The organism is Acinetobacter thutiue, from assembly GCF_030385805.1.
GTDB lineage: Bacteria > Pseudomonadota > Gammaproteobacteria > Pseudomonadales > Moraxellaceae > Acinetobacter > Acinetobacter corruptisaponis.
In genome coordinates this window covers 125569-145142 of record NZ_JAUDZE010000008.1, presented here as the reverse complement: position 1 = coordinate 145142, position 19574 = coordinate 125569, and the positions used below count along the sequence as shown (strand labels likewise).

Sequence of the window (19574 nt, the reverse complement as noted above, 5' to 3'; positions counted from 1 at the left end):
ATAACAATATGGTTAATCAATAAATTTGTCTGACTGAATATTTAACTCAATGTCCCAATGCTTGAATTGCACCTGCTCATCATGCAGGTCTGCAACCAGTAAAGGCCATTGTTTAGCATCGCCAGAAACGCTGAGTTGCCATTGTTGATCATTTACCACACTCAGTTCAATGGCAGGAAGCATCTGATCACTGCGACTATGGTTCAGCAAAACTGCGAGGCGAAGCAACAGGCAAAGATAGAGTAAATGACTGCCGCCCACCTTTAAAACATCATTCCTGACATCGGCACGCAACTTACGCCGATGATGGGAAACCAGATGTGAAAGATGGTTTTGATCAATCTGTGAGAAGCCTGGAATATCTGAATGCTGCAACAAATAGGCACCATGACGATGATAGCCACCGTGGCTAATCGCCAAACCAATTTCATGCAAATAGGCGGCACGACGCAGTAAGTCACTGTCTTCTGTGGTTAAATGCAATGCCCCAGCTACACCATCAAACAATTGCTGGGCAGTATTCACCACACGTTCAGCCTGCTTTGGATCGGCGTTATAACGGCCCATCAACGCCTGTACACTGCGGTCACGAATATCTTCATGCTTGAAACGGCCTAACAGGTCATACATCACGCCCTCACGCAATGCACCATCGGAATATGCCAACTTATCAATATTCAAAACGTCAAAAATCGCATACAGAATTGCCATACCGGCTGGCAAAACTGCTCGGCGGTCTTCACGCAGTCCTTCAAAATCAATTTCTGAAACATGCTTAAATTTAAGCAGACGATCCTTTAACTTAGACAACCCTTCATGCGTCAGGTTTTCCTGTTCATCACTCAACTCCAAATTGACTGCAATCTGACGGCATGCCTTGATGGTTCCACTCGAACCAACAACCGTGTCCCAGCCTTCAGTCTTATAGGTGTTGGCTATCGCAGACATTTCCTTACGTGCCGCAACCACCGCCTTGTCAAAGGCCTTGGTGGAAATCTCACCATCAGGGAAATATGCCTTACTGTAAGCCACACAGCCCATTTGCAGGGATTCGGTATAAAGTGGCTCGAACTCTTCACCAATAATAAATTCGGTTGAACCACCACCAATATCGACCACCAAACGTCGTCCACCATTGGCCATGGTGTGTGAAACACCAAGATAAATCAGGCGGGCCTCTTCACGGCCTGCAATGATTTCAATTGGTTTTGGCAGGATTTCAGCAGCTTTCTGGATAAACTCATGGCCATTTTTTGCCTGTCTCAGTGCATTGGTCGCCACAATTCTTAAACGGTTGGGTGGCACAGAACTTAAACGACCCACAAAACGTGCCAAACAGGCCAATCCCCGCTGTTGTGCAGCCTCGGTTAAATTCTTGTTTTCGTCCAGTCCCGCTGCCAACTGTACTTTTTCTGACATTGAAGCAACTTTCTTAACTTCACCGTGATCAACACGAGCGATTGCCAAATGGAAACTATTTGAACCCATGTCAATCGCGGCAAGTAATTCTTCATCAATCAGAAAATCAGACATTATTTATATAAACCCATACACCATTCAGGCATTAGAGTAATTCACACGCCAATAATTTTAAAGTCATTTTCAGCAATAAAACTCGCGTATTTTCGCTTTTATCAAGTAAATGATTGTATAAGTCGATGGTCAACATCGTGAGCATCCATTAGACTTTTTATTTTCAAACTTGAATAATCAGAACAAACCCTTACATTGAGTAAAGTAGCAATGTAATATTCATCGTGATGATGATCAAATTCGCACTTTATTCCTTAAATTTGGAGCAACCTTATGTCTGCGACTATTGTTAATACAACTGATGAAAACTTCCAAGCAGATGTTTTAGATGCTGAAACTCCTGTACTTGTTGACTTCTGGGCTGGCTGGTGTGCGCCTTGTAAAGCCATTGCACCTGTACTTGAAGACTTGTCAAATGAATATGCAGGCAAGGTGAAAATCGTTAAGGTTGACGTGACTGCATGTGAAGACACTGCCGTGAAATACAACATCCGTAACATTCCAGCATTATTGATGTTTAAAAATGGTGAAGTTGTGGCACAACAGGTTGGCGCAGCGCCGCGTTCAAAACTTGCGGCATTTATTGACCAGAACATCTAATTGCTGGATGTAGTTGTCAATCGGAAGAAATATACTATTAACAAATAGTGTATTTCTTCGTAAAAATTGACAAATTCCCTGATTTCCCCTATATTACTGGATCAAGAAGCCCTGAATGGAATCTACTTCATTACGCTTCTTACAAAACACAAAACATAAGATCGCCGCTCGGCAATAAACAATTGTTTTCACATTTCTCTCTGAAACAATGAACCAAGCTACTGAATTGTGGTTGTGTATCTACAATTACATCAGCATCTATGTATGCGGTCGATTTTTTATTCTTTTCCCAACATTATCCTCCACTTATTCCATTCTGTCTGACCACTTATGAACTTAACTGAACTCAAGAAAAAACCCATTGGCGAACTCATTAAGATTGCGGAGTTTATGGGCCTTGAAGGTATGGCACGTAACCGTAAACAAGATATTATTTTTGCCATTTTAAAGCGCCATGCCATGAATGGCGAAGAAATCTTTGGTGATGGTGTTCTCGAAATTCTCTCTGATGGTTTTGGTTTCCTACGATCGGCTGCTGGTTCATATTTGGCAGGACCAGATGACATTTATGTCAGCCCATCCCAGATTCGCCGTTTCAACCTGCGCACAGGTGACACCATTACAGGTACAATTCGTCCACCAAAAGAAGGCGAGCGTTATTTTGCCCTGTTAAAGGTGAATCAAATTAACTATGACACGCCTGAAAACTCACGTAATAAAATTTTATTTGAAAACCTGACGCCATTGTTCCCAACTGAACAGCTGGTGATGGAGCTTGGGAATGGTACAACTGAAGATCTAACCGCACGTGTGGTTGATCTGGTTGCACCGATTGGTAAAGGTCAGCGTTCAATTATTGTTGCACCACCGAAAGCGGGTAAAACCATGTTGTTGCAAAATATCGCCCAGTCGATTGTACGCAATAACCCTGAAGTATTCTTGATTGTACTTTTAATTGACGAACGTCCTGAAGAAGTTACGGAGATGGAACGTACTGTTCGTGGTGAGGTGGTGGCATCAACCTTTGATGAAGCACCTGCCCGTCACGTTCAGGTTGCTGAAATGGTGATTGAGAAAGCCAAACGCCTTGTTGAGCACAAGAAAGATGTTGTGATCCTGCTTGACTCCATTACCCGTCTTGCACGCGCCTACAACACCGTGATTCCATCATCAGGCAAGGTACTTACAGGGGGTGTGGATGCCCATGCCCTTGAACGTCCGAAACGTTTCTTTGGTGCCGCACGTAATATTGAAGAAGGTGGCTCATTGACCATCATCTCAACTGCCCTGATTGAAACAGGCAGTAAGATGGATGATGTCATCTATGAAGAGTTTAAGGGTACAGGCAACCAGGAAATTACACTGGATCGCCGTATTGCCGAGAAACGCGTGTTCCCTGCCATGAACATCAAGAAATCAGGCACCCGCCGTGAAGAACGCCTCATGGATGAAGACAATCTACGCAAGGTCTGGATTCTGCGCAAACTACTCCATCCTATGGATGAGCTTGCGGCGATGGAATTCTTATTGGATCGCATGAAAGAGACCAAGACTAATGATGATTTCTTCGACCAGATGAAGCGTAAAGCGGCAAACTAATCGCGGCACTTCATTAAAAAAGCCACCTTTTATGGTGGCTTTTTTAATTCGGTTGACACCGTTACATATTATTTACACATTATTTAAAAATCCCACATAAAAATTAAGTTATTGTTTTTTAAAACAATGAGTAAAATTTAAAGACCTAAAACAACAAATATCCGATTTAAACTTACTTTTCCATAGTTATTTTCTATCAAAAATTAGCCAATTTTTGTCATTTTTTGTCGTTTTGTTGGACAGGGCTGTAGTAATTCATGATTTGCTTTGATAGGATAGCAGCAGACCAGTTAGACTGCTCCCTGCGTTGTTACCTAAAGCGTTTAGGAATAATAAAAGCACATACAGACTAACCCAGGTTTTTTTTAATCTCACAATTTTATGAGAGTGATGCCATGTTATTCAAGAAATTTGCTGTTGCTGCTGCTATTGCCACTACTTTAGCTTTCGTTGGTTGCTCTAAGAAAGAAGAAGCTCCAGCTACTGCTGCTGCTTCTGAAGCTGTAGAAGCTGCTACTGAAGCAACTGAAGCTGCTTCTGAAGCGACTGACGCTGCTGCTGATGCAACTGTTGCTGCTGATGCTGCTGCTTCTGAAGCGACTGAAGCTGCTGCTTCTGACGTTGCTGCTACTGAAGCTGCTCCAGTTGAAGCTTCTGCTGCACAATAATCTAGTTTTAGATTATTCAAAAAAGAGAACCCTTTGGTTCTCTTTTTTTATGCCTGATTTTCGATCAAGTTCAAAAAATTAAAAATAAGAACATAAAAAAGCAGATCAATCGATCTGCTCATTTCCAACACGTTGTCTAAATTTCTGGCCCGCCCTAAACGTGACCACTCGACGGGCAGAAATCGGAATTTCCTCACCCGTTTTTGGATTACGTCCAGGACGTTCGCGCTTGTCACGCAACTCAAAATTACCGAACCCTGAAAGTTTGACTTGCTCACCCGCAATCAATGCCTGGCTGATTTCGTCAAAAAATAACTCGACCATCTGTTTTGCTTCACGGCGATTTAAACTCGTAAGCTCACTTAAATGGTCCGCCATCTCTGCTTTTGTTAATGCTGTCATGAGGCCCTCAATGTCGCTTGGTAAGTGTCTTCCAACACTTGAATAATGTTATCCATACCAGATTTGATTTCAGCATCTTCAAGCGTACGTGCTGGATGTTGCCATAGCAATGCAAATGCCAAAGAACGTTTGCCTTGCTCAACCCCTTGTCCCGTATACACATCGAACAACCATGTTGAGTCGAGTAACTCCCCACCTGTTTGCTCAATTAACCGCTGAATATCTCTTACCTCAATCTTATCAGAGATTAAAAGCGCAATATCACGTCTAACCGATGGAAAACGTGATAATTCTGTAAAATTAGATACATAAGATTGCAAAACAGCCTGTTGATCCAGTTCTGCCACCCATGTTGTGCTCAAATCCAGCTCATTTTCCAGTGATGGGTGCAAACGACCTAAATAACCAATCGACTGTCCATCCACCACAATTTCAGCAGACTGCCCAGGATGCAGCCATGCACGCTCGGTACGGACAAATTCAGCCTGTACACGTCCCGCAGCCAGAATTTCTTCCACCTCACCCTTGAAATCAAAGAAATCCATTGCCTGTGGTTTTGCGTGCCAGGATTCTGGCGCACGTGAACCTACAGCAATCAATGCCAGAGTCGGAATCTGTTTCAGGTCATGAATACTTTGTGCATTCTGATAATCAAAACGTAAACCCAACTCAAAGAAACGGACGCGCTGCTGTTGACGGTTCAGATTGTACTGAACACAAGGAATCAAGCTGGATAATAAGGTACTACGCATTGCAGCCAAATCACTGGAAATCGGATTGGCAAGCATCAATGGCTGTACATTTGGGTTGAGTTGCTTTTCAAGCTTCGCATCGGCAAAGCTAAAGCTAATCGCCTCCTGATAGCCCAAAGTTGCAATGGTCTGGCGCAGTTGAGCAATTTCAAAACGGTCTTGATATTTCTCTAGTTTCACATCAATTTTTGGCAAGCTGATCTGAATGTTGTCATAGCCGTGGATACGTGCAACTTCTTCAATCAGGTCCTGATAGATTGCCATATCATAACGGTGTGAAGGTGGAATAACACTCCACTCGCTTTCATCGATTGCTGTAACAACACAACCAAGGCGTGTTAATGCATCGGCAATAAAATCACCCGCCACTTGATATCCAAGCAACTGATCAACCTGTGCCTGTTTCAATACAATCGCTTCACGTTTTGGCAATAAGCTCGTTTGTTCAGCCACCGTAATTGGGCCAAACTCACCACCAGCAAAGGCTCGAATCAATTCAGAAGCACGGTGCATGGCAATCATTGGCAGTTCAAAATCGACACCACGCTCATAACGCTGTGATGAATCGGTATGTAAACCAAAGCGACGCGCGCGACCTGCAATGGCTAAAGGCGCAAAGAATGCACTTTCAAGGAAAATATCCTGAGTATCATCGGTCACTGATGAATCCAGGCCACCCATGATGCCTGCAATTGCCAATGCTTTTTGCTCATCTGCAATCACGATGATGTCTTCTTGCAGTTCAACCTCCTGATCATTCAGCAACCTCAATTTTTCTTGAGGCTGTGCCTGTCGAACCTGAATCGAACCTGCAATTTTAGCCAAGTCAAAGGCATGCATTGGCTGGCCTAACTCAAGTAATACGTAGTTGGTAATATCTACCAAAATACTATGGGTACGGATGCCTGAACGTGCTAGCGCCTGTTCCATCCATTCAGGAGTTGCCGCTTTGACATTGACGTTTTTAATGATACGTCCTAAATAGCGAGGTGCCCCCTCAGTGGTGATGGAGACAGCTTTTTCATCGGTGATGGTAGCAGTAATCGCCTGAATATGAGGTTCATTGACATTCAACTGATTGATCACTGCGATTTCACGTGCAATGCCTCGGATACTGAAACAGTCACCACGGTTTGGCGTGATGCTAATATCTATCACATTGTCATCAAGCTTTAAATATTCACGGATATTGATTCCCACTGGCGCATCAGCAGGCAGTTCCAACAAACCATCAATCTTATCTTCCAGATCAATCTCGGAAGCACCACACAGCATGCCCTGTGATTCCACACCACGAAGCTTGCCTTTCTTGATTTTAAAATCGCCTGGCAATACCGCACCAATGGTTGCCACAGGAGCTTTCATACCTGCGCGGACATTTGGCGCACCACAAACAATCTGCAATGGTTCACCTGAACCAATGTTAACTGTTGTCACACGTAAACGGTCTGCATCTGGATGCTGTTCTACCGTGAGAACTTCACCAACAACCACACCTGTAAATGGTTTTGCCACGGGCGCAAGCTCATCAACTTCCAGACCTAACATGGTCAATTGATCAGAAAGTGTTTCACTATCAATAGCTGGATTGACCCAGGTGCGTAACCAATTTTCACTAATTTTCATCTATATTTATCCTTTGCGGGATTTTTTAGGGCGAACACAGTTCGCCCCTACAATATTAATCTTTGGATTTCAGGCAAACTGGCGTAGGAAACGCACATCATTCTGGTAGAACATACGCAAGTCATTGATGCCATAACGTAACATCGCAAAACGTTCCACCCCTAAACCAAAAGCAAAGCCCTTGTATTGATCAGGATCAATCCCTGCGGCACGTAGTACATTTGGATGCACCATGCCACAGCCCAAAACTTCCAACCAGCGACCACGTTCATCCATGATATCCACTTCTGCACTTGGTTCAGTGAATGGGAAGTAAGATGGACGGAAACGAACTTTCAGGTCTTTTTCAAAGAATTCATTGAGTAAGTTAATCAGCAAACCTTTTAACTCAGCAAAACTGGTATTTTCAGCAACGTATAACCCCTCAACCTGATGGAACATCGGTGAGTGGGTTTGATCTGAGTCACAACGGTAAACACGGCCTGGACACACGATACGAATCGGTGGCTGACTGGTTTCCATGGTACGAATCTGCACACCAGAAGTATGGGTACGCAGTAAATGTGTTGCGTCAAAATAGAACGTGTCATGCATGGCACGTGCTGGGTGATGGCCTGGAATATTCAAGGCTTCAAAGTTGTGATAGTCATCTTCAACTTCAGGACCATAAGCGATCTGGAAACCCGCCTTGGTAAAGAACTGGCAAATACGCTCCTGCACCTGGGTGACTGGATGGATACTTCCCATGCGTTGACCGCGACCAGGCAAGGTGATATCAATCGTTTCACTGGCAAGCTTTTGTGCAAGCTCAGCCTGCTGTAAGGTTGTTTGGCGCTCAGTCAAAGCGGCATTGATTGCTTCACGAACCGCATGAATCGCGGCACCTTGTACTTTGCGCTCTTCAGGATCCATTTTTCCAAGCGCTTTCGATTGCTCTGCAAGCTGGCTTTTCTTCCCTGTAAATTGCACACGGGCCTGGTCGAGTGCAGCAAGGTCTTGAGCCGCTGCAATGGCAGCAAGCGCTTCAGTGGTCAGGGCTTCCAGTGACATAGTAACTCTCAAAGCAACAAATTATAGAAATATAATAAAACGCTATAGTTTATCAGCTTTTTACCTGTTTTTTGAAGTTAAACGGCTGTTTAAATAGGGTGCTTTTTTGGTGGTCCTATCACTACCGAATATCAAGATGAGATAATCAAGTCAGCAAATTTTCGTAAAAAAACGATCAATATTTTAATAAAATGTATAAGATACTAGGGTCTGTTGACATTTCAGCCATGCTTGCGTTATAGGCTAAAACGACATAAACAAGGCATGAAACGCAGGCAATGGCGACTCCCTTGTCAAGTTTCATAACGAAGTTTAGGGAGGTTTTAGCCATAACCCTGCGGGACAGGGACATTTTTTGCCGCTACTGCGTTATGCCTTACTTATTTAGAATCACTAAATTTCGTAAGTCATGCCTTGTACCATCTAAAAAATGTCCTCTGTCGCAAGCATCTGTGAAATCTCAACAGCCCCTAATATCGTCAATGAGAAAGAATAACGATGGCGCTTGATCAAATCTGGAAACAACAGCTTACCTTAGTGAGTTATGGCAATGAATTTCTTGCAGGAAATCTCAATTTTAGCCGTTGGGTTGAACATCCTATTTTTGATCACCAATGTTTGACTTTCCGCGACCTGTTATCACAACATTTACTGGCACAACACTTCCAGATTTGGCTGGAAGGGCTGAAAAAACAGGGCGTTACCAAACTCAGTCTACACTTATCCACTTTATTAAATGAAGAGCAAAACCCAAACCCCAATATTGAGCTACTTCCCTTTGCACACTTTATGGTCAGCCATCAGGCCAATAAAAAAACTGCATGGATTTGCGGGCAGGAACTGGCTGAATGGTATAACAGTGACAATGAGTTTGAAGTGCCTGTTTCACAGAAAATCACACTGGGACAGGAAACTTTTTGGGGGTATGAACTGAATGACAAACTTGTCAAAAAAATAAATGCTGATTTACAAAATGTGAATTGGAACGATGTAGTGGTTTTTCTGGAACGTGAGCTTTTTGACAGCAAATATGCCCAGCATTTTCCTGAACCAGCACAACAAGACTTTCCATTTTATGGCTATGAAGTTGATCCCACCCATCTTTCAAGCCAGCAGCTTGCATTGATTCCAACGGATTATCCAGCAGATTGCGCCCACCGTTTATTACATCGCACCCAAGCCCTAGCCAACTACCTGGAAGAAAAAAGACGCCATCCCTATCATGATTCAGGTGAGCTGATTGACCCTGAGGAACAGATCAATTTACGCAACTTTGCCCAGAAAACCGATGACCTGTTTGCCAAGCTGATTGTTAAAACAGCCAACCACTATCAAACTGCACAGCTCACTGCTGAACCTGAAATCATCGACAGAACCATGGAAACATCACAGCATTTTAATCAGGCTCACCAGCATAAGGTTGGAACGTCTGGTGTGATTAAATTGATTATTCTCACGGTGATTATCTGTATCTGTGCTTACTATTTTGGGCTGTAACTATAAGCAATAACACAACCTGCCTACACGCAATCTGGTTTTTCTTTTATTGATCAGAAAGTTGGTTTAATTTTTATAATCACCTTATGCCCGCCATCATGCTGATTGACAATGTGATGTACATTTTCAATTTCACCCTCAACTTCAGCATCTGGCCCATAAAAAATTCGGATGGTTTCACCCTTTCTCGGCAAAATAGTCAGTTCTGTTTCAAATGCACCTTGCTGCAATCCCTCTACACTCACTAGCATATCTTTACCCCTATCCTATTTTCTTTTACTGTAAAAAGATTCAAGGGTAAATGTCCAATCAAACGTGTTAGGGTTGTGTAAGCTCTATTTATATTTAATCTCTGTTTATTCTTTAAATTTAATCATCTAAAAATAAAAAAGACCGCTAAAAAGCGGTCTTCCTTGAATCTCTAAGCTTATGCAGCTAATGCGCCTTTAGCTTTTTCAGCCAAAGCAGCAAATGCAACCGCATCATGCATAGCGATATCAGCTAATACGCGACGGTCAATGATCACTTGAGCTTTTTTCAAGCCATCGATCATACGGCTGTAAGACAAACCGTTAAGACGAGCACCAGCATTGATACGCGCAATCCATAAAGCACGGAATTGACGTTTCTTCTGACGGCGGTCACGGTAAGCGTATTGACCAGCTTTGATTACCGCCTGGAACGCTACGCGATAAACACGTGAACGAGCACCATAGTAACCTTTAGCGCGAGCAAGAATTTTTTTGTGACGACGATGAGCCACTACACCACGTTTTACACGAGCCATTTATAATCTCCTTAGATGTATGGGCACATAGCACGAACTGATGCAACGTCACTTACGTGAACCATTACACAACCGCGCAATTGACGGATACGCTTAGCAGATTTTTTGGTCAAAATGTGGCGCTTGAATGCTTGTTTGCGCTTGAAACCGTTTGCAGTCGCTTTAAAGCGTTTAGCTGCACCACGGCGAGTTTTTAACTTAGCCATAGTAACCTCTTTTGGGCACCTGTTCGGCACGTTTGCATTATTACAAATCGACCTGCAGGTAAGGAGTGCAGTATCATATAGCATCTGCGCATAAAACAAAAGCAAAATGCTCATTTTTTGATAATACCTTATCCTTTTTCTCCAAACGTTATTTCCCATAATTAATTCTCAAATTATGAGAAACATCCACAAAACCAGCGCTTATAATATATGCAAATTCTCACCCTCCAATTAATATGAATATACAGAATGATGCATTTGCGGCATTAAGGTATCGGGATTTCTCCATTGTCACCATTAACCAGTTTTGCCTGACGCTGGCAATCCTGATACAGGAAATCATTGTTGCCTATTCGCTTTACCAGATTACCCGTGACCCACTGACACTTGGTTTTATTGGACTTGCAGAAGCAATTCCATTTATTACCCTGTCTTTATGGGGCGGTTATTTTGCAGATAAGCTGAATAAACAGACCATCATGAAAGTATGTTTATTCTTTGCGATTCCTCTCCCTTTGGTTCTTTGGGGACTTTTCCATTTACATGGTTTAGAGAAAATTGGCATTACAACATTGTCTTGGGGAATTTATGCAGTCATTTTTGCCCTAGGAACCATTCGTGGTTTCTATAATCCCTCCGCCACGTCATTAAAGCCATTCCTGATTCCACGCGAACTGTATGCCAATGGTGCGACATGGACCACGATTGGCTGGCAAAGTGGTGTCATTATTGGCCCAATGCTGGGTGGCTTTATGCTGGCCTTTCTTGGGCGTGAAACCAGCTTCTTTGCAGTCACAGCATTATTAGCCACCTGCTTTATACTTATTACGTTGTTGCAAAAACGTAGTTTCCCCAAAATGGAAACTGAGAATGTGCTGCAAAGCCTGACGGATGGTTTCCGTTTTATCTGGAAAACCAAGATTGTGTTGTGGGCAATTTCACTTGATCTGGTTTCGGTATTATTTGGTGGTGTGATTGCCCTACTGCCGATCTTTGCCGAAGAAATCCTGAAAGTGGGTCCAGAGGGCTTGGGCTATTTAAGGGCAGCACCCTCAATTGGTGCACTCGTCACCATGATTGTACTCACCAAATTCCCACCCATGCATCATGCTTGGCGTAACATGCTACTAGCTGTTGCTGGCTTTGGCGTGTTTACGATTCTATTCGCATTCTCAAACAATATGTGGCTATCCCTGTTTGCTCTCGCGATGACAGGTGCCTGTGATAGTATTTCGGTTGTTGTTCGTCAAACTGTATTGCAAATTTTCCCACCAGAAAACATGCGTGGTCGTGTCGCTGCGGTAAATGGCATGTTTGTTTCTTCAAGCAATGAACTCGGTGCTTTTGAATCTGGTTTAGCAGCAAAATATTTAGGAACCATCACCGCAACAATCTTGGGTGGATGTATGACACTTGCTGTAGTCACTTATTGCTGGTTTAAAACCAATGATCTGTTCAAAGTCGATATTACTAAAGGTTCTGACCACTGAACCCAAGCTATAGGCTCTAGAGGGAAAGGGATAAATATCTTTCCCTTTAAGGCTTAAAAAACACCCAGATATAAAATATATAAAGTGAGATAACGTCCACCTTTTGCAATAGTCACAATCAATAAAAATCGCCAAAAGCTTTCTTTCATTAAACCCGCAATCAGGGTAATGGGGTCACCAATGATTGGAGTCCAGCTCAATAATAAAGAATAGAAACCATATTGATGATAAATTTGTTGTGCCTGCTCTAAACGTTTTTCTGAAACAGGAAACCATTTTTTATTCTTGAAATGCTCAATTTTCAGTCCCATCCACCAGTTCACACATGAACCCAGTACATTGCCAAGTGTTGCCACAAGTAAAAGATAGAAAGGGTTGGACAGTCCCTGTACAAGCAGTGTCATAAGCACCGCTTCGGACTGTAAGGGTAGTAAAGTGGCAGCCCCAAAAGCAGAGATAAATAACAACCAATAACTCATAAGGCCTAAACTATATTGATATTCGAGGAAATTACACTTTGATCGACAATGCTTTCTGTATTGCAGGTCGAGCAACTAAGCGCTCGATATAGTCCTGAACATAAGGATAATCTTCCAGTTGAATCCCTTGCCATTCATGGCGCAATGCCCAAGGCAAAATTGCCATATCTGCAATTGAATATTCACCTGCAACAAATTTCTGGCCAATCAACTGCTTGTTTAACACGCCATACAAACGCTTGGTTTCATTGACATAGCGATCAATTGCATAAGGGATACGTTCTGGCGCAAATTTGTTAAAATGGTGATTTTGCCCAAGCATCGGACCAAAGCCTCCCATTTGCCACATCAGCCATTGTTCAACCTCAACCCTTTCCTGCTCATCTGTTGGGTAGAACAAACCTGTCTTTCGGCCCAGATACTGTAGGATTGCGCCAGACTCAAATACCGAGATTGGCGCATTTCGCGGGCCATTCTGGTCAACAATTGCTGGAATTTTATTATTAGGGGAAATCTTTAGGAAGTCTGGCTGAAACTGATCACTTTCCATAATATTGATCGAATAGATTGTATATTCAAGTCCCATTTCTTCCAGGGCAATTGTGATTTTATGCCCATTTGGAGTACCCCAATAATACAAGTCAATCATTTATATTACCTATTCATCGTTATCTTGATTGTTGTTGCGTTATAGCATGTTTCCTGGTTATTGATCAGCAGTCAGGCACGAAAAGAAACAATAAAAAAGCACCGCATATTGCGGTGCTTTTTCTCAAGAAAAATTACTTTTTCTTTTTCGGACCAAGTAACATGCCCATTTGACGACCTTCCATTTTTGGAGGTTGTTCAACCACACCGAACTCAGCAACATCAGCCTCAATTTTCTGTAACTGGGCCAAACCAAGCTGTTGGTGTGCCATTTCACGACCACGGAAACGCAAGGTAATTTTCACCTTATTTCCTTCTTCAAGGAAACGTAAAATTGCACGCAATTTTACCTGATAATCACCGACATCCGTTGCAGGACGTAACTTGATTTCTTTCACTTGCACTTGATGCTGTTTTTTCTTCGCATCTTTTTGCTTTTGCTTCAAGTCAAATAAGTGCTTGTTGTAATCCATGATTTTACAAACAGGTGGTTCTGCGTTCGCAACAATCTCAACCAGGTCAAGATCGGCTTCCTCAGCAGCACGCAACGCTTCACTTAATGAAACGACTCCCTTTTGTTCTCCATCTGCGGCAACGAGACGTACTTCTTTTGCACGAATCTCGTCATTAATCGCAGGACGGTTACTTTTAGCACCTTGTTGTTGGTTACGGTCAGGCTGTTTAATCTTTATTACTCCACAATGTACCGGCCGCGTTCGGCGACGGCAGATTTCACCAAGTCAATAAATGCATCTACTGACATAGTACCTAAATTTTTTCCTGAGCGGGTACGCACATTCACCGTTCCCTCTTCCACTTCCCGATCACCGAGAACCAAGAGGTAAGGAATACGCTCCAGGGTACGCTCACGAATCTTAAATCCGATTTTTTCATTTCTCAAGTCGGAAATGGCACGAAGCCCATTTTGCTTGAGTTTTGCGACCACCTGCTCACATGCCTCAGCCTGTGAATCGGTAATGTTCATCACACAGGCCTGAACAGGTGCAAGCCAAGGTGGCATGAAACCCGCATAGTGTTCAATTAGTATACCAATAAAACGCTCAAAACTGCCAAGAATTGCGCGATGGAGCATGACTGGATGATCACGGTCATTGTCCTCAGTCACGAAAGTCGCCTCAAGGCGTTCTGGCATATTCGGGTCACATTGAATTGTACCGCATTGCCATACACGACCTAAACAGTCTTTCAGTGAAAATTCAATTTTCGGACCATAGAATGCACCCTCACCAGGTTGCAACTCCCACGGTAGACCTGCGGCATCCAGGGCATCTGCCAAGGCCTTTTCCGCAGTATCCCACATTTCCTCACTGCCCACGCGCTTTTCTGGACGTGTAGACAACTTCATTTGAATGTCTTCAAAACCAAAGTCTTTATATACTGCCAAAGTCAGTTGAATAAAGTCTGAAACTTCCTGCGCAATCTGGTCCTTGGTACAGAAAATATGTGCATCATCCTGGGTAAAGCCACGTACACGCATAATGCCATGTAATGAACCCGATGGCTCATTGCGGTGACAAGAACCAAACTCAGCTAAACGTAATGGCAACTCACGGTATGATTTTAAGCCCTGATTAAAGACCTGTACATGGCAAGGGCAGTTCATTGGCTTCACCGCATAATGGCGGTTTTCCGAATGGGTGGTAAACATGTTTTCTGCATAATTTGCAGCATGTCCCGATTTTTCCCATAGAATCAGGTCGACAATTTGTGGTGTCTTGATTTCCTGATAGCCATTATCCTGCTGAACTTTACGCATGTACTGTTCAAGTACCTGATAAATGGTCCAGCCATTTGGGTGCCAGAACACCATACCTGGCGCTTCTTCCTGCATGTGGAACAGGTCTAAAGCCTTGCCAATTTTACGGTGGTCACGCTTTTCAGCTTCTTCAATACGTTTGATATAGGCAGCTAGCTGCTTTTTGTCCGCCCAAGCTGTTCCATAAATACGTTGTAGCTGTTCATTCTTCGCATCACCACGCCAGTAAGCACCAGAGATTTTAGTGAGTTTGAATGATTTTAAGAATTTGGTGTTGGGTACGTGCGGACCACGGCACATATCCAGATAATCCTGATGGTAGTACAGGCCCATTTGTGTTTCATTCGGCATGTCTGCAATCAGGCGTAACTTGTATTCTTCACCACGTTCAGTAAATTCAGCAATGACCTCATCACGTGGCGTCATCTTTTTAATGACATCATAATCCTGATCAATGAGCTGTTTCATACGCTCTTCGATCGCCGCCATATCATCCAGTGTGAATGGACGTGGCATCCAGATGTCGTAGTAGAACCCTTCCTCGATCACAGGACCGATCACCATTTTCGCCTCTGGAAACAATTGCTTGACCGCATGTCCTACAAGGTGCGCACATGAGTGACGAATGATATCTAGACCATCTTCATCTTTCGGGGTAATAATTTGAACTGTTGCATCTTCTGTGATTAAGTCACAGGCATCCACCAAACGATCATTGATACGTCCCGCAACGGTATTTTTTGCAAGGCCTGGACCAATGCTTTGAGCAAGTTCCATCACGGAAATCGGATGATCAAACTGTTTCTGATCACCATTTGGTAAAGTAATGATTGGCATAATAAAATCCTTAAGGAGTGATGCCCCGCACAATGGAGCATATCACCGCGAGATTATGTATTGAGGCGGACCTCAAAAGATAAAAAACGGCGGATAAAAAAGTATCCAAGATTTTACACAGGTTTAGATGCGGATGAAACCTTTGAATCAGAAAAATACAGGAACAATCAAGGAATCGTCTCATACTAAAGCCTAAATGAATTAGACTGGGCGAAACACTATGTTGGTGTGGATATAAAAAACATGACAAGAACAGCAATGGAGCAGTACACATGGTCAGTGCATATGATGAGTTACCACGAACACCAGCAAATTTTGTTGCCTTATCACCGTTGCGCTACCTGGAGCGTGCCGCCTACATTTACCCAAATCAGGCAGCCATTATTCATGGTGAACGTCAAATTACATGGCAACAGACCTATCAGCGTTGCCGCCAGTTTGCGCATCAGTTAACCCTGTTGGGAATTCAAAAGAACGATACCGTTTCGGTGTTGTTGCCAAATGTCCCTGCCATGATTGAGGCACATTTTGCTGTGCCAATGGCAGGCGCGGTACTGAACACACTGAATACCCGCCTTGATGCCAAAACCATTGCCTTTATGCTGGAACATGCCGAGGCAAAGGTGCTTTTGGTTGATCCAGAGTTCCGACAGGTTGCCGAGGAAGCACTTGCCCTTGTGCCACAAAATATTATTGTGATTGATGTTTTTGACCATGAGTTTGAGGGTGAACAGGTTGCAATCGGCCAATATGAATATGAGTCGTGGCTGGCACAGGGCAACCCCGATTTTGAATGGTTACTCCCACAGGATGAATGGGATGCGATTAGCCTCAACTATACCTCTGGTACAACAGGTAATCCGAAAGGCGTGGTCTACCATCATCGTGGGGCCTACCTGAATGCAGCCAGCAATATTCTGGCCTGTGGGATGAAGCCCCGCGCGGTGTATCTGTGGACATTGCCATTGTTCCACTGTAATGGCTGGTGTTTTGCCTGGTCAATTGCCGCAAGTGGTGGCACCAACATTTGTTTACGCAGGGTTGATCCTGCATTGATCTTTAAATATATCGCTGAGTATAAGGTTGATTATTTCTGTGGTGCGCCGATTGTGTTATCCATGCTGATCAATGCCCCTCAACAGCAAAAAGTCGCTTTTGAGCATCATGTCGAAGTGATGGTGGCTGGTGCGGCTCCGCCTGTTGCGATTATTGAGGGCATGCGTCATATCGGCATCAACGTCAACCATGTTTATGGCTTGACCGAAACCTACGGCCCATCAGCACTATGTGCATCACAGGCTGGCTGGAGTGATTTATCTATTCAGGAGCAAGCGCAGCTTCATTCTCGCCAAGGCGTACCATACCCATTGCAAGACAGTATGCGTGTACTCGACCCTGATACTATGCAGCCTGTACCGAATGATGGACAGACCATGGGCGAAATCATGTTCCGTGGCAACATCGTCATGAAAGGCTACTTAAAGAATCCAAAGGCAACCGAGGAGGCATTTAAGGGTGGGTGGTTCCATACAGGAGATTTGGCGGTTTGCCATCCTGACGGCTATGCCAAGATTACTGACCGCTCCAAGGATATTATTATCTCAGGTGGCGAGAACATTTCCTCCCTAGAGGTGGAAGATGTGCTCTATCGCCATCCTGCCGTACTCACCGCAGCGGTTGTGGCAAAACCAGATCAACGCTGGCAGGAGGTGCCGTGTGCCTTTATTGAATTAAAACAGGGTGCATCCGCATCGACTGATGAAATCATTGCCCATTGCCAGAAAGAACTGGCCCGCTTTAAAGTACCCAAGGATGTGGTGATTACCGACATTCCCAAAACATCGACGGGGAAACTACAGAAATTTATTTTAAGGGAATGGGCGAAACAACGTGCAACGGGAGATTTTGGAAATTAACGCCCTAAAAGCAAAAGAAGTTTCTTTCGAAACTTCTTTTGGAGCTTTAACCCTGATCTGATAACAAGGCCACTTGCTGTACATAGTTGACAAATTTGCGTTTAGAGGCTTCACGCTCCTCCTCACTGACCTGCTGCTTGATATCCCGATGGATACGCAGTACATGCTGGCGCAAGGTATGACGTTCAGAGGCATTAAACACCTTGCTGAACTCGTTAATAATTGGATCACCCTGGTCAATCATTCGGTCTACCCAACGCATCAGCTGCATTTGTTTCTTCGCGCCCTGCTGCGGCGTTAAATAGGATAAAATGGTGCTTTCATCCTCATTGCGAAGTAACTTGCCCACACGCTGGAACTGGCGACGACGTGCCTCGAATGAGCTGATCTTCTGCACTTCAAGCAAGGCATCTATTAAGCGCTCATCGACAGGAAGCTTTTGAATCTGCTTTGGATTGAGTTGAGCCAGTTGCTCACCTAAGGCTGCCATACGCTGAACCGCCTTTTTTTGCTCGGTTCGACTCGCACGCCCTTCTAATGACTCAAAATCTTCATCGGTATAACGCTGGGGTCCACGTGCCACTATTACTCTGCCTCGTAAAATTTTGCTGCGAACAGCGTTTGAATTTCTTCCAGTGCCTTGTCTTCATCGGCACCGTCAATCACCAGTCTCAGTGTGGTGCCCTTACCCGCACCCAACATCAACAATGACATAATATTCTTTGCATCAACCAGCTTGTCGCCCTTGCCAATTTGAATGGAGGAACGAAACCTGGTGGTCACCTCAATCAGTTTACCAGATGCACGCGCGTGTAAGCCGAGTTTATTAATTACATCAATTGTTGTGTCTATCATGACCAGTGCTTCATTTCTCTATGTAAGATTTGGACAGTCCATTTTGCCTCAAGGGCCTGCTTGAGTCTATCCACAATATAAACCGAACGGTGCTGCCCACCCGTACATCCCACTGAAATGGTCATGTAATGGCGATGCCCCTCTGCGAAAGCGGGCAACCACTTTTCCAGAAAGCAATAGATATCCTCAAACATCTCGTTGGTTTGCTGACTACCCTCTAAAAAGCGACGCACAGGTTCATCCAAACCTGAAAAACGGCGCAGTTCCAAATCCCAGTGTGGATTAGGTAGATGACGTACATCAAACACATAATCCGCATCCAGCGGAATGCCATGCTTATAGCCAAATGATTGCAGTATCACGATCAACTTGTCCGACTGACCCAGTTTGGACAGCAGGATATGCTTTAAATCATGGACACTTTTATCTGTGGTATCAATATGGACGGTGGAACGGAACTGGATCGGAATCAGAAGCTGTTTTTCTTCCTGTATGCACTGCAACAGGCTGTTAAAACGGTTTGCCAACGGATGCGGCCTACGTGAGGCGCTAAAGCGGGAAACCAGATCCTGATCCTGGGTGGTCAGGTAAATGATATCGACCGTACCATGTTTTTGCAATTGTTCAAAAACATGGTCAAACTCCTGCATATCGGCACGGGTGCTACGGATATCAACGCCCAGAGCCAACTGCTCAAGATTATTCTCATGATCCAGTTTTGACACAATTTCAGGCAACAACGCCAAAGGCAGGTTATCTATACAGTAATAGCCCAAGTCTTCAAGCACCTGTAATGCAGAGGATTTTCCTGAGCCTGATTGTCCTGTCACGATAAGAATACGCTTCATGGCG

At 43.9% G+C, this 19574-nt stretch carries 20 protein-coding genes; 6 read left to right on the top strand and 14 right to left on the bottom strand.

The features are described from left to right. Positions 1-12: 12 nt before the first annotated feature. Positions 13-1533, bottom strand: a complete 1521-nt coding sequence (ppx, locus tag QTA56_RS14745; protein ID WP_267981752.1) for an exopolyphosphatase — start codon at positions 1531-1533, stop codon at positions 13-15. A 273-nt stretch (positions 1534-1806) separates the two neighbouring features. Between ppx and trxA the strand changes: the two genes are divergently transcribed. From trxA to QTA56_RS14730, 3 genes are all read left to right on the top strand, one after another. Beyond that, complete coding sequence (gene trxA, locus QTA56_RS14740) at positions 1807-2133, top strand: thioredoxin (protein ID WP_004675702.1); 327 nt, start codon at positions 1807-1809, stop codon at positions 2131-2133. 330 nt (positions 2134-2463) lie between these two features. After that, the gene (rho, locus tag QTA56_RS14735; protein WP_005085280.1) at positions 2464-3732 is read left to right on the top strand and encodes a transcription termination factor Rho; all 1269 of its coding nucleotides are present in this window, start codon (positions 2464-2466) and stop codon (positions 3730-3732) included. 395 nt (positions 3733-4127) lie between these two features. Further along, positions 4128-4400 (top strand): hypothetical protein, encoded by a 273-nt coding sequence (locus tag QTA56_RS14730; protein ID WP_267981751.1) that lies wholly within the window; start codon positions 4128-4130, stop codon positions 4398-4400. Between the two features lie 105 nt (positions 4401-4505). Here the strand turns inward: QTA56_RS14730 and QTA56_RS14725 are convergent, their stop codons facing one another. From QTA56_RS14725 to pheS, 3 genes are all read right to left on the bottom strand, one after another. Next, a complete protein-coding gene (locus QTA56_RS14725; RefSeq protein WP_004664224.1) occupies positions 4506-4802 on the bottom strand; it encodes an integration host factor subunit alpha in 297 nt (98 codons plus the stop codon). Beyond that, positions 4799-7180, bottom strand: a complete 2382-nt coding sequence (gene pheT / locus QTA56_RS14720; protein WP_267981750.1) for a phenylalanine--tRNA ligase subunit beta — start codon at positions 7178-7180, stop codon at positions 4799-4801. The genes QTA56_RS14725 and pheT overlap by 4 nt, the downstream gene beginning before the upstream one ends. A 69-nt stretch (positions 7181-7249) precedes the next feature. Then, positions 7250-8230, bottom strand: coding sequence for a phenylalanine--tRNA ligase subunit alpha (gene pheS, locus QTA56_RS14715; protein WP_267981749.1), 981 nt, complete (start codon positions 8228-8230; stop codon positions 7250-7252). A 498-nt stretch (positions 8231-8728) separates the two neighbouring features. Here pheS and QTA56_RS14710 point away from each other — a divergent pair, with 498 nt between their 5' ends. Next, complete coding sequence (locus QTA56_RS14710) at positions 8729-9727, top strand: hypothetical protein (RefSeq protein WP_267981748.1); 999 nt, start codon at positions 8729-8731, stop codon at positions 9725-9727. Positions 9728-9780: 53 nt separating this feature from the next. Here the strand turns inward: QTA56_RS14710 and QTA56_RS14705 are convergent, their stop codons facing one another. From QTA56_RS14705 to rpmI, 3 genes are all read right to left on the bottom strand, one after another. After that, on the bottom strand, positions 9781-9978 hold the full coding sequence (locus QTA56_RS14705) for a hypothetical protein (RefSeq protein ID WP_004761977.1): 198 nt from the start codon (positions 9976-9978) through the stop codon (positions 9781-9783). A gap of 176 nt (positions 9979-10154) precedes the next feature. Beyond that, positions 10155-10514 (bottom strand): 50S ribosomal protein L20, encoded by a 360-nt coding sequence (gene rplT / locus QTA56_RS14700; protein ID WP_004664213.1) that lies wholly within the window; start codon positions 10512-10514, stop codon positions 10155-10157. 11 nt (positions 10515-10525) lie between these two features. Continuing rightward, entirely contained in the window at positions 10526-10720 is a 195-nt protein-coding gene (gene rpmI, locus QTA56_RS14695; protein ID WP_004637967.1) for a 50S ribosomal protein L35, read from the bottom strand. A 236-nt stretch (positions 10721-10956) separates the two neighbouring features. Here rpmI and QTA56_RS14690 point away from each other — a divergent pair, with 236 nt between their 5' ends. Continuing rightward, complete coding sequence (locus QTA56_RS14690) at positions 10957-12210, top strand: MFS transporter (RefSeq protein WP_267981747.1); 1254 nt, start codon at positions 10957-10959, stop codon at positions 12208-12210. A gap of 53 nt (positions 12211-12263) precedes the next feature. Here the strand turns inward: QTA56_RS14690 and QTA56_RS14685 are convergent, their stop codons facing one another. From QTA56_RS14685 to thrS, 4 genes are all read right to left on the bottom strand, one after another. Further along, positions 12264-12689: a YqaA family protein gene (locus tag QTA56_RS14685; RefSeq protein ID WP_267981746.1), complete on the bottom strand. Its 426-nt coding sequence runs from the start codon at positions 12687-12689 to the stop codon at positions 12264-12266. Between the two features lie 31 nt (positions 12690-12720). Further along, positions 12721-13338, bottom strand: coding sequence for a glutathione S-transferase N-terminal domain-containing protein (locus QTA56_RS14680; protein WP_267981745.1), 618 nt, complete (start codon positions 13336-13338; stop codon positions 12721-12723). 133 nt (positions 13339-13471) lie between these two features. Continuing rightward, complete coding sequence (gene infC, locus QTA56_RS14675; RefSeq protein WP_267981768.1) at positions 13472-14023, bottom strand: translation initiation factor IF-3; 552 nt, start codon at positions 14021-14023, stop codon at positions 13472-13474. A 5-nt stretch (positions 14024-14028) separates the two neighbouring features. Then, positions 14029-15951: a threonine--tRNA ligase gene (gene thrS / locus QTA56_RS14670; RefSeq protein ID WP_267981744.1), complete on the bottom strand. Its 1923-nt coding sequence runs from the start codon at positions 15949-15951 to the stop codon at positions 14029-14031. Positions 15952-16223: 272 nt separating this feature from the next. Here thrS and QTA56_RS14665 point away from each other — a divergent pair, with 272 nt between their 5' ends. Next, positions 16224-17867: an acyl-CoA synthetase gene (locus tag QTA56_RS14665; RefSeq protein WP_267981743.1), complete on the top strand. Its 1644-nt coding sequence runs from the start codon at positions 16224-16226 to the stop codon at positions 17865-17867. Between the two features lie 46 nt (positions 17868-17913). On the opposite strand, the gene yjgA is transcribed toward QTA56_RS14665, so the two are convergent. The 3 genes from yjgA to rapZ are packed head-to-tail and all read right to left on the bottom strand — an operon-like array spanning position 17914 to position 19570. Further along, complete coding sequence (gene yjgA / locus QTA56_RS14660; RefSeq protein WP_267981742.1) at positions 17914-18450, bottom strand: ribosome biogenesis factor YjgA; 537 nt, start codon at positions 18448-18450, stop codon at positions 17914-17916. Positions 18451-18452: 2 nt separating this feature from the next. Then, positions 18453-18722, bottom strand: coding sequence for an HPr family phosphocarrier protein (locus QTA56_RS14655; RefSeq protein WP_004678316.1), 270 nt, complete (start codon positions 18720-18722; stop codon positions 18453-18455). After that, on the bottom strand, positions 18719-19570 hold the full coding sequence (gene rapZ, locus QTA56_RS14650) for an RNase adapter RapZ (protein WP_267981741.1): 852 nt from the start codon (positions 19568-19570) through the stop codon (positions 18719-18721). The genes QTA56_RS14655 and rapZ overlap by 4 nt, the downstream gene beginning before the upstream one ends. Positions 19571-19574: the final 4 nt, after the last annotated feature.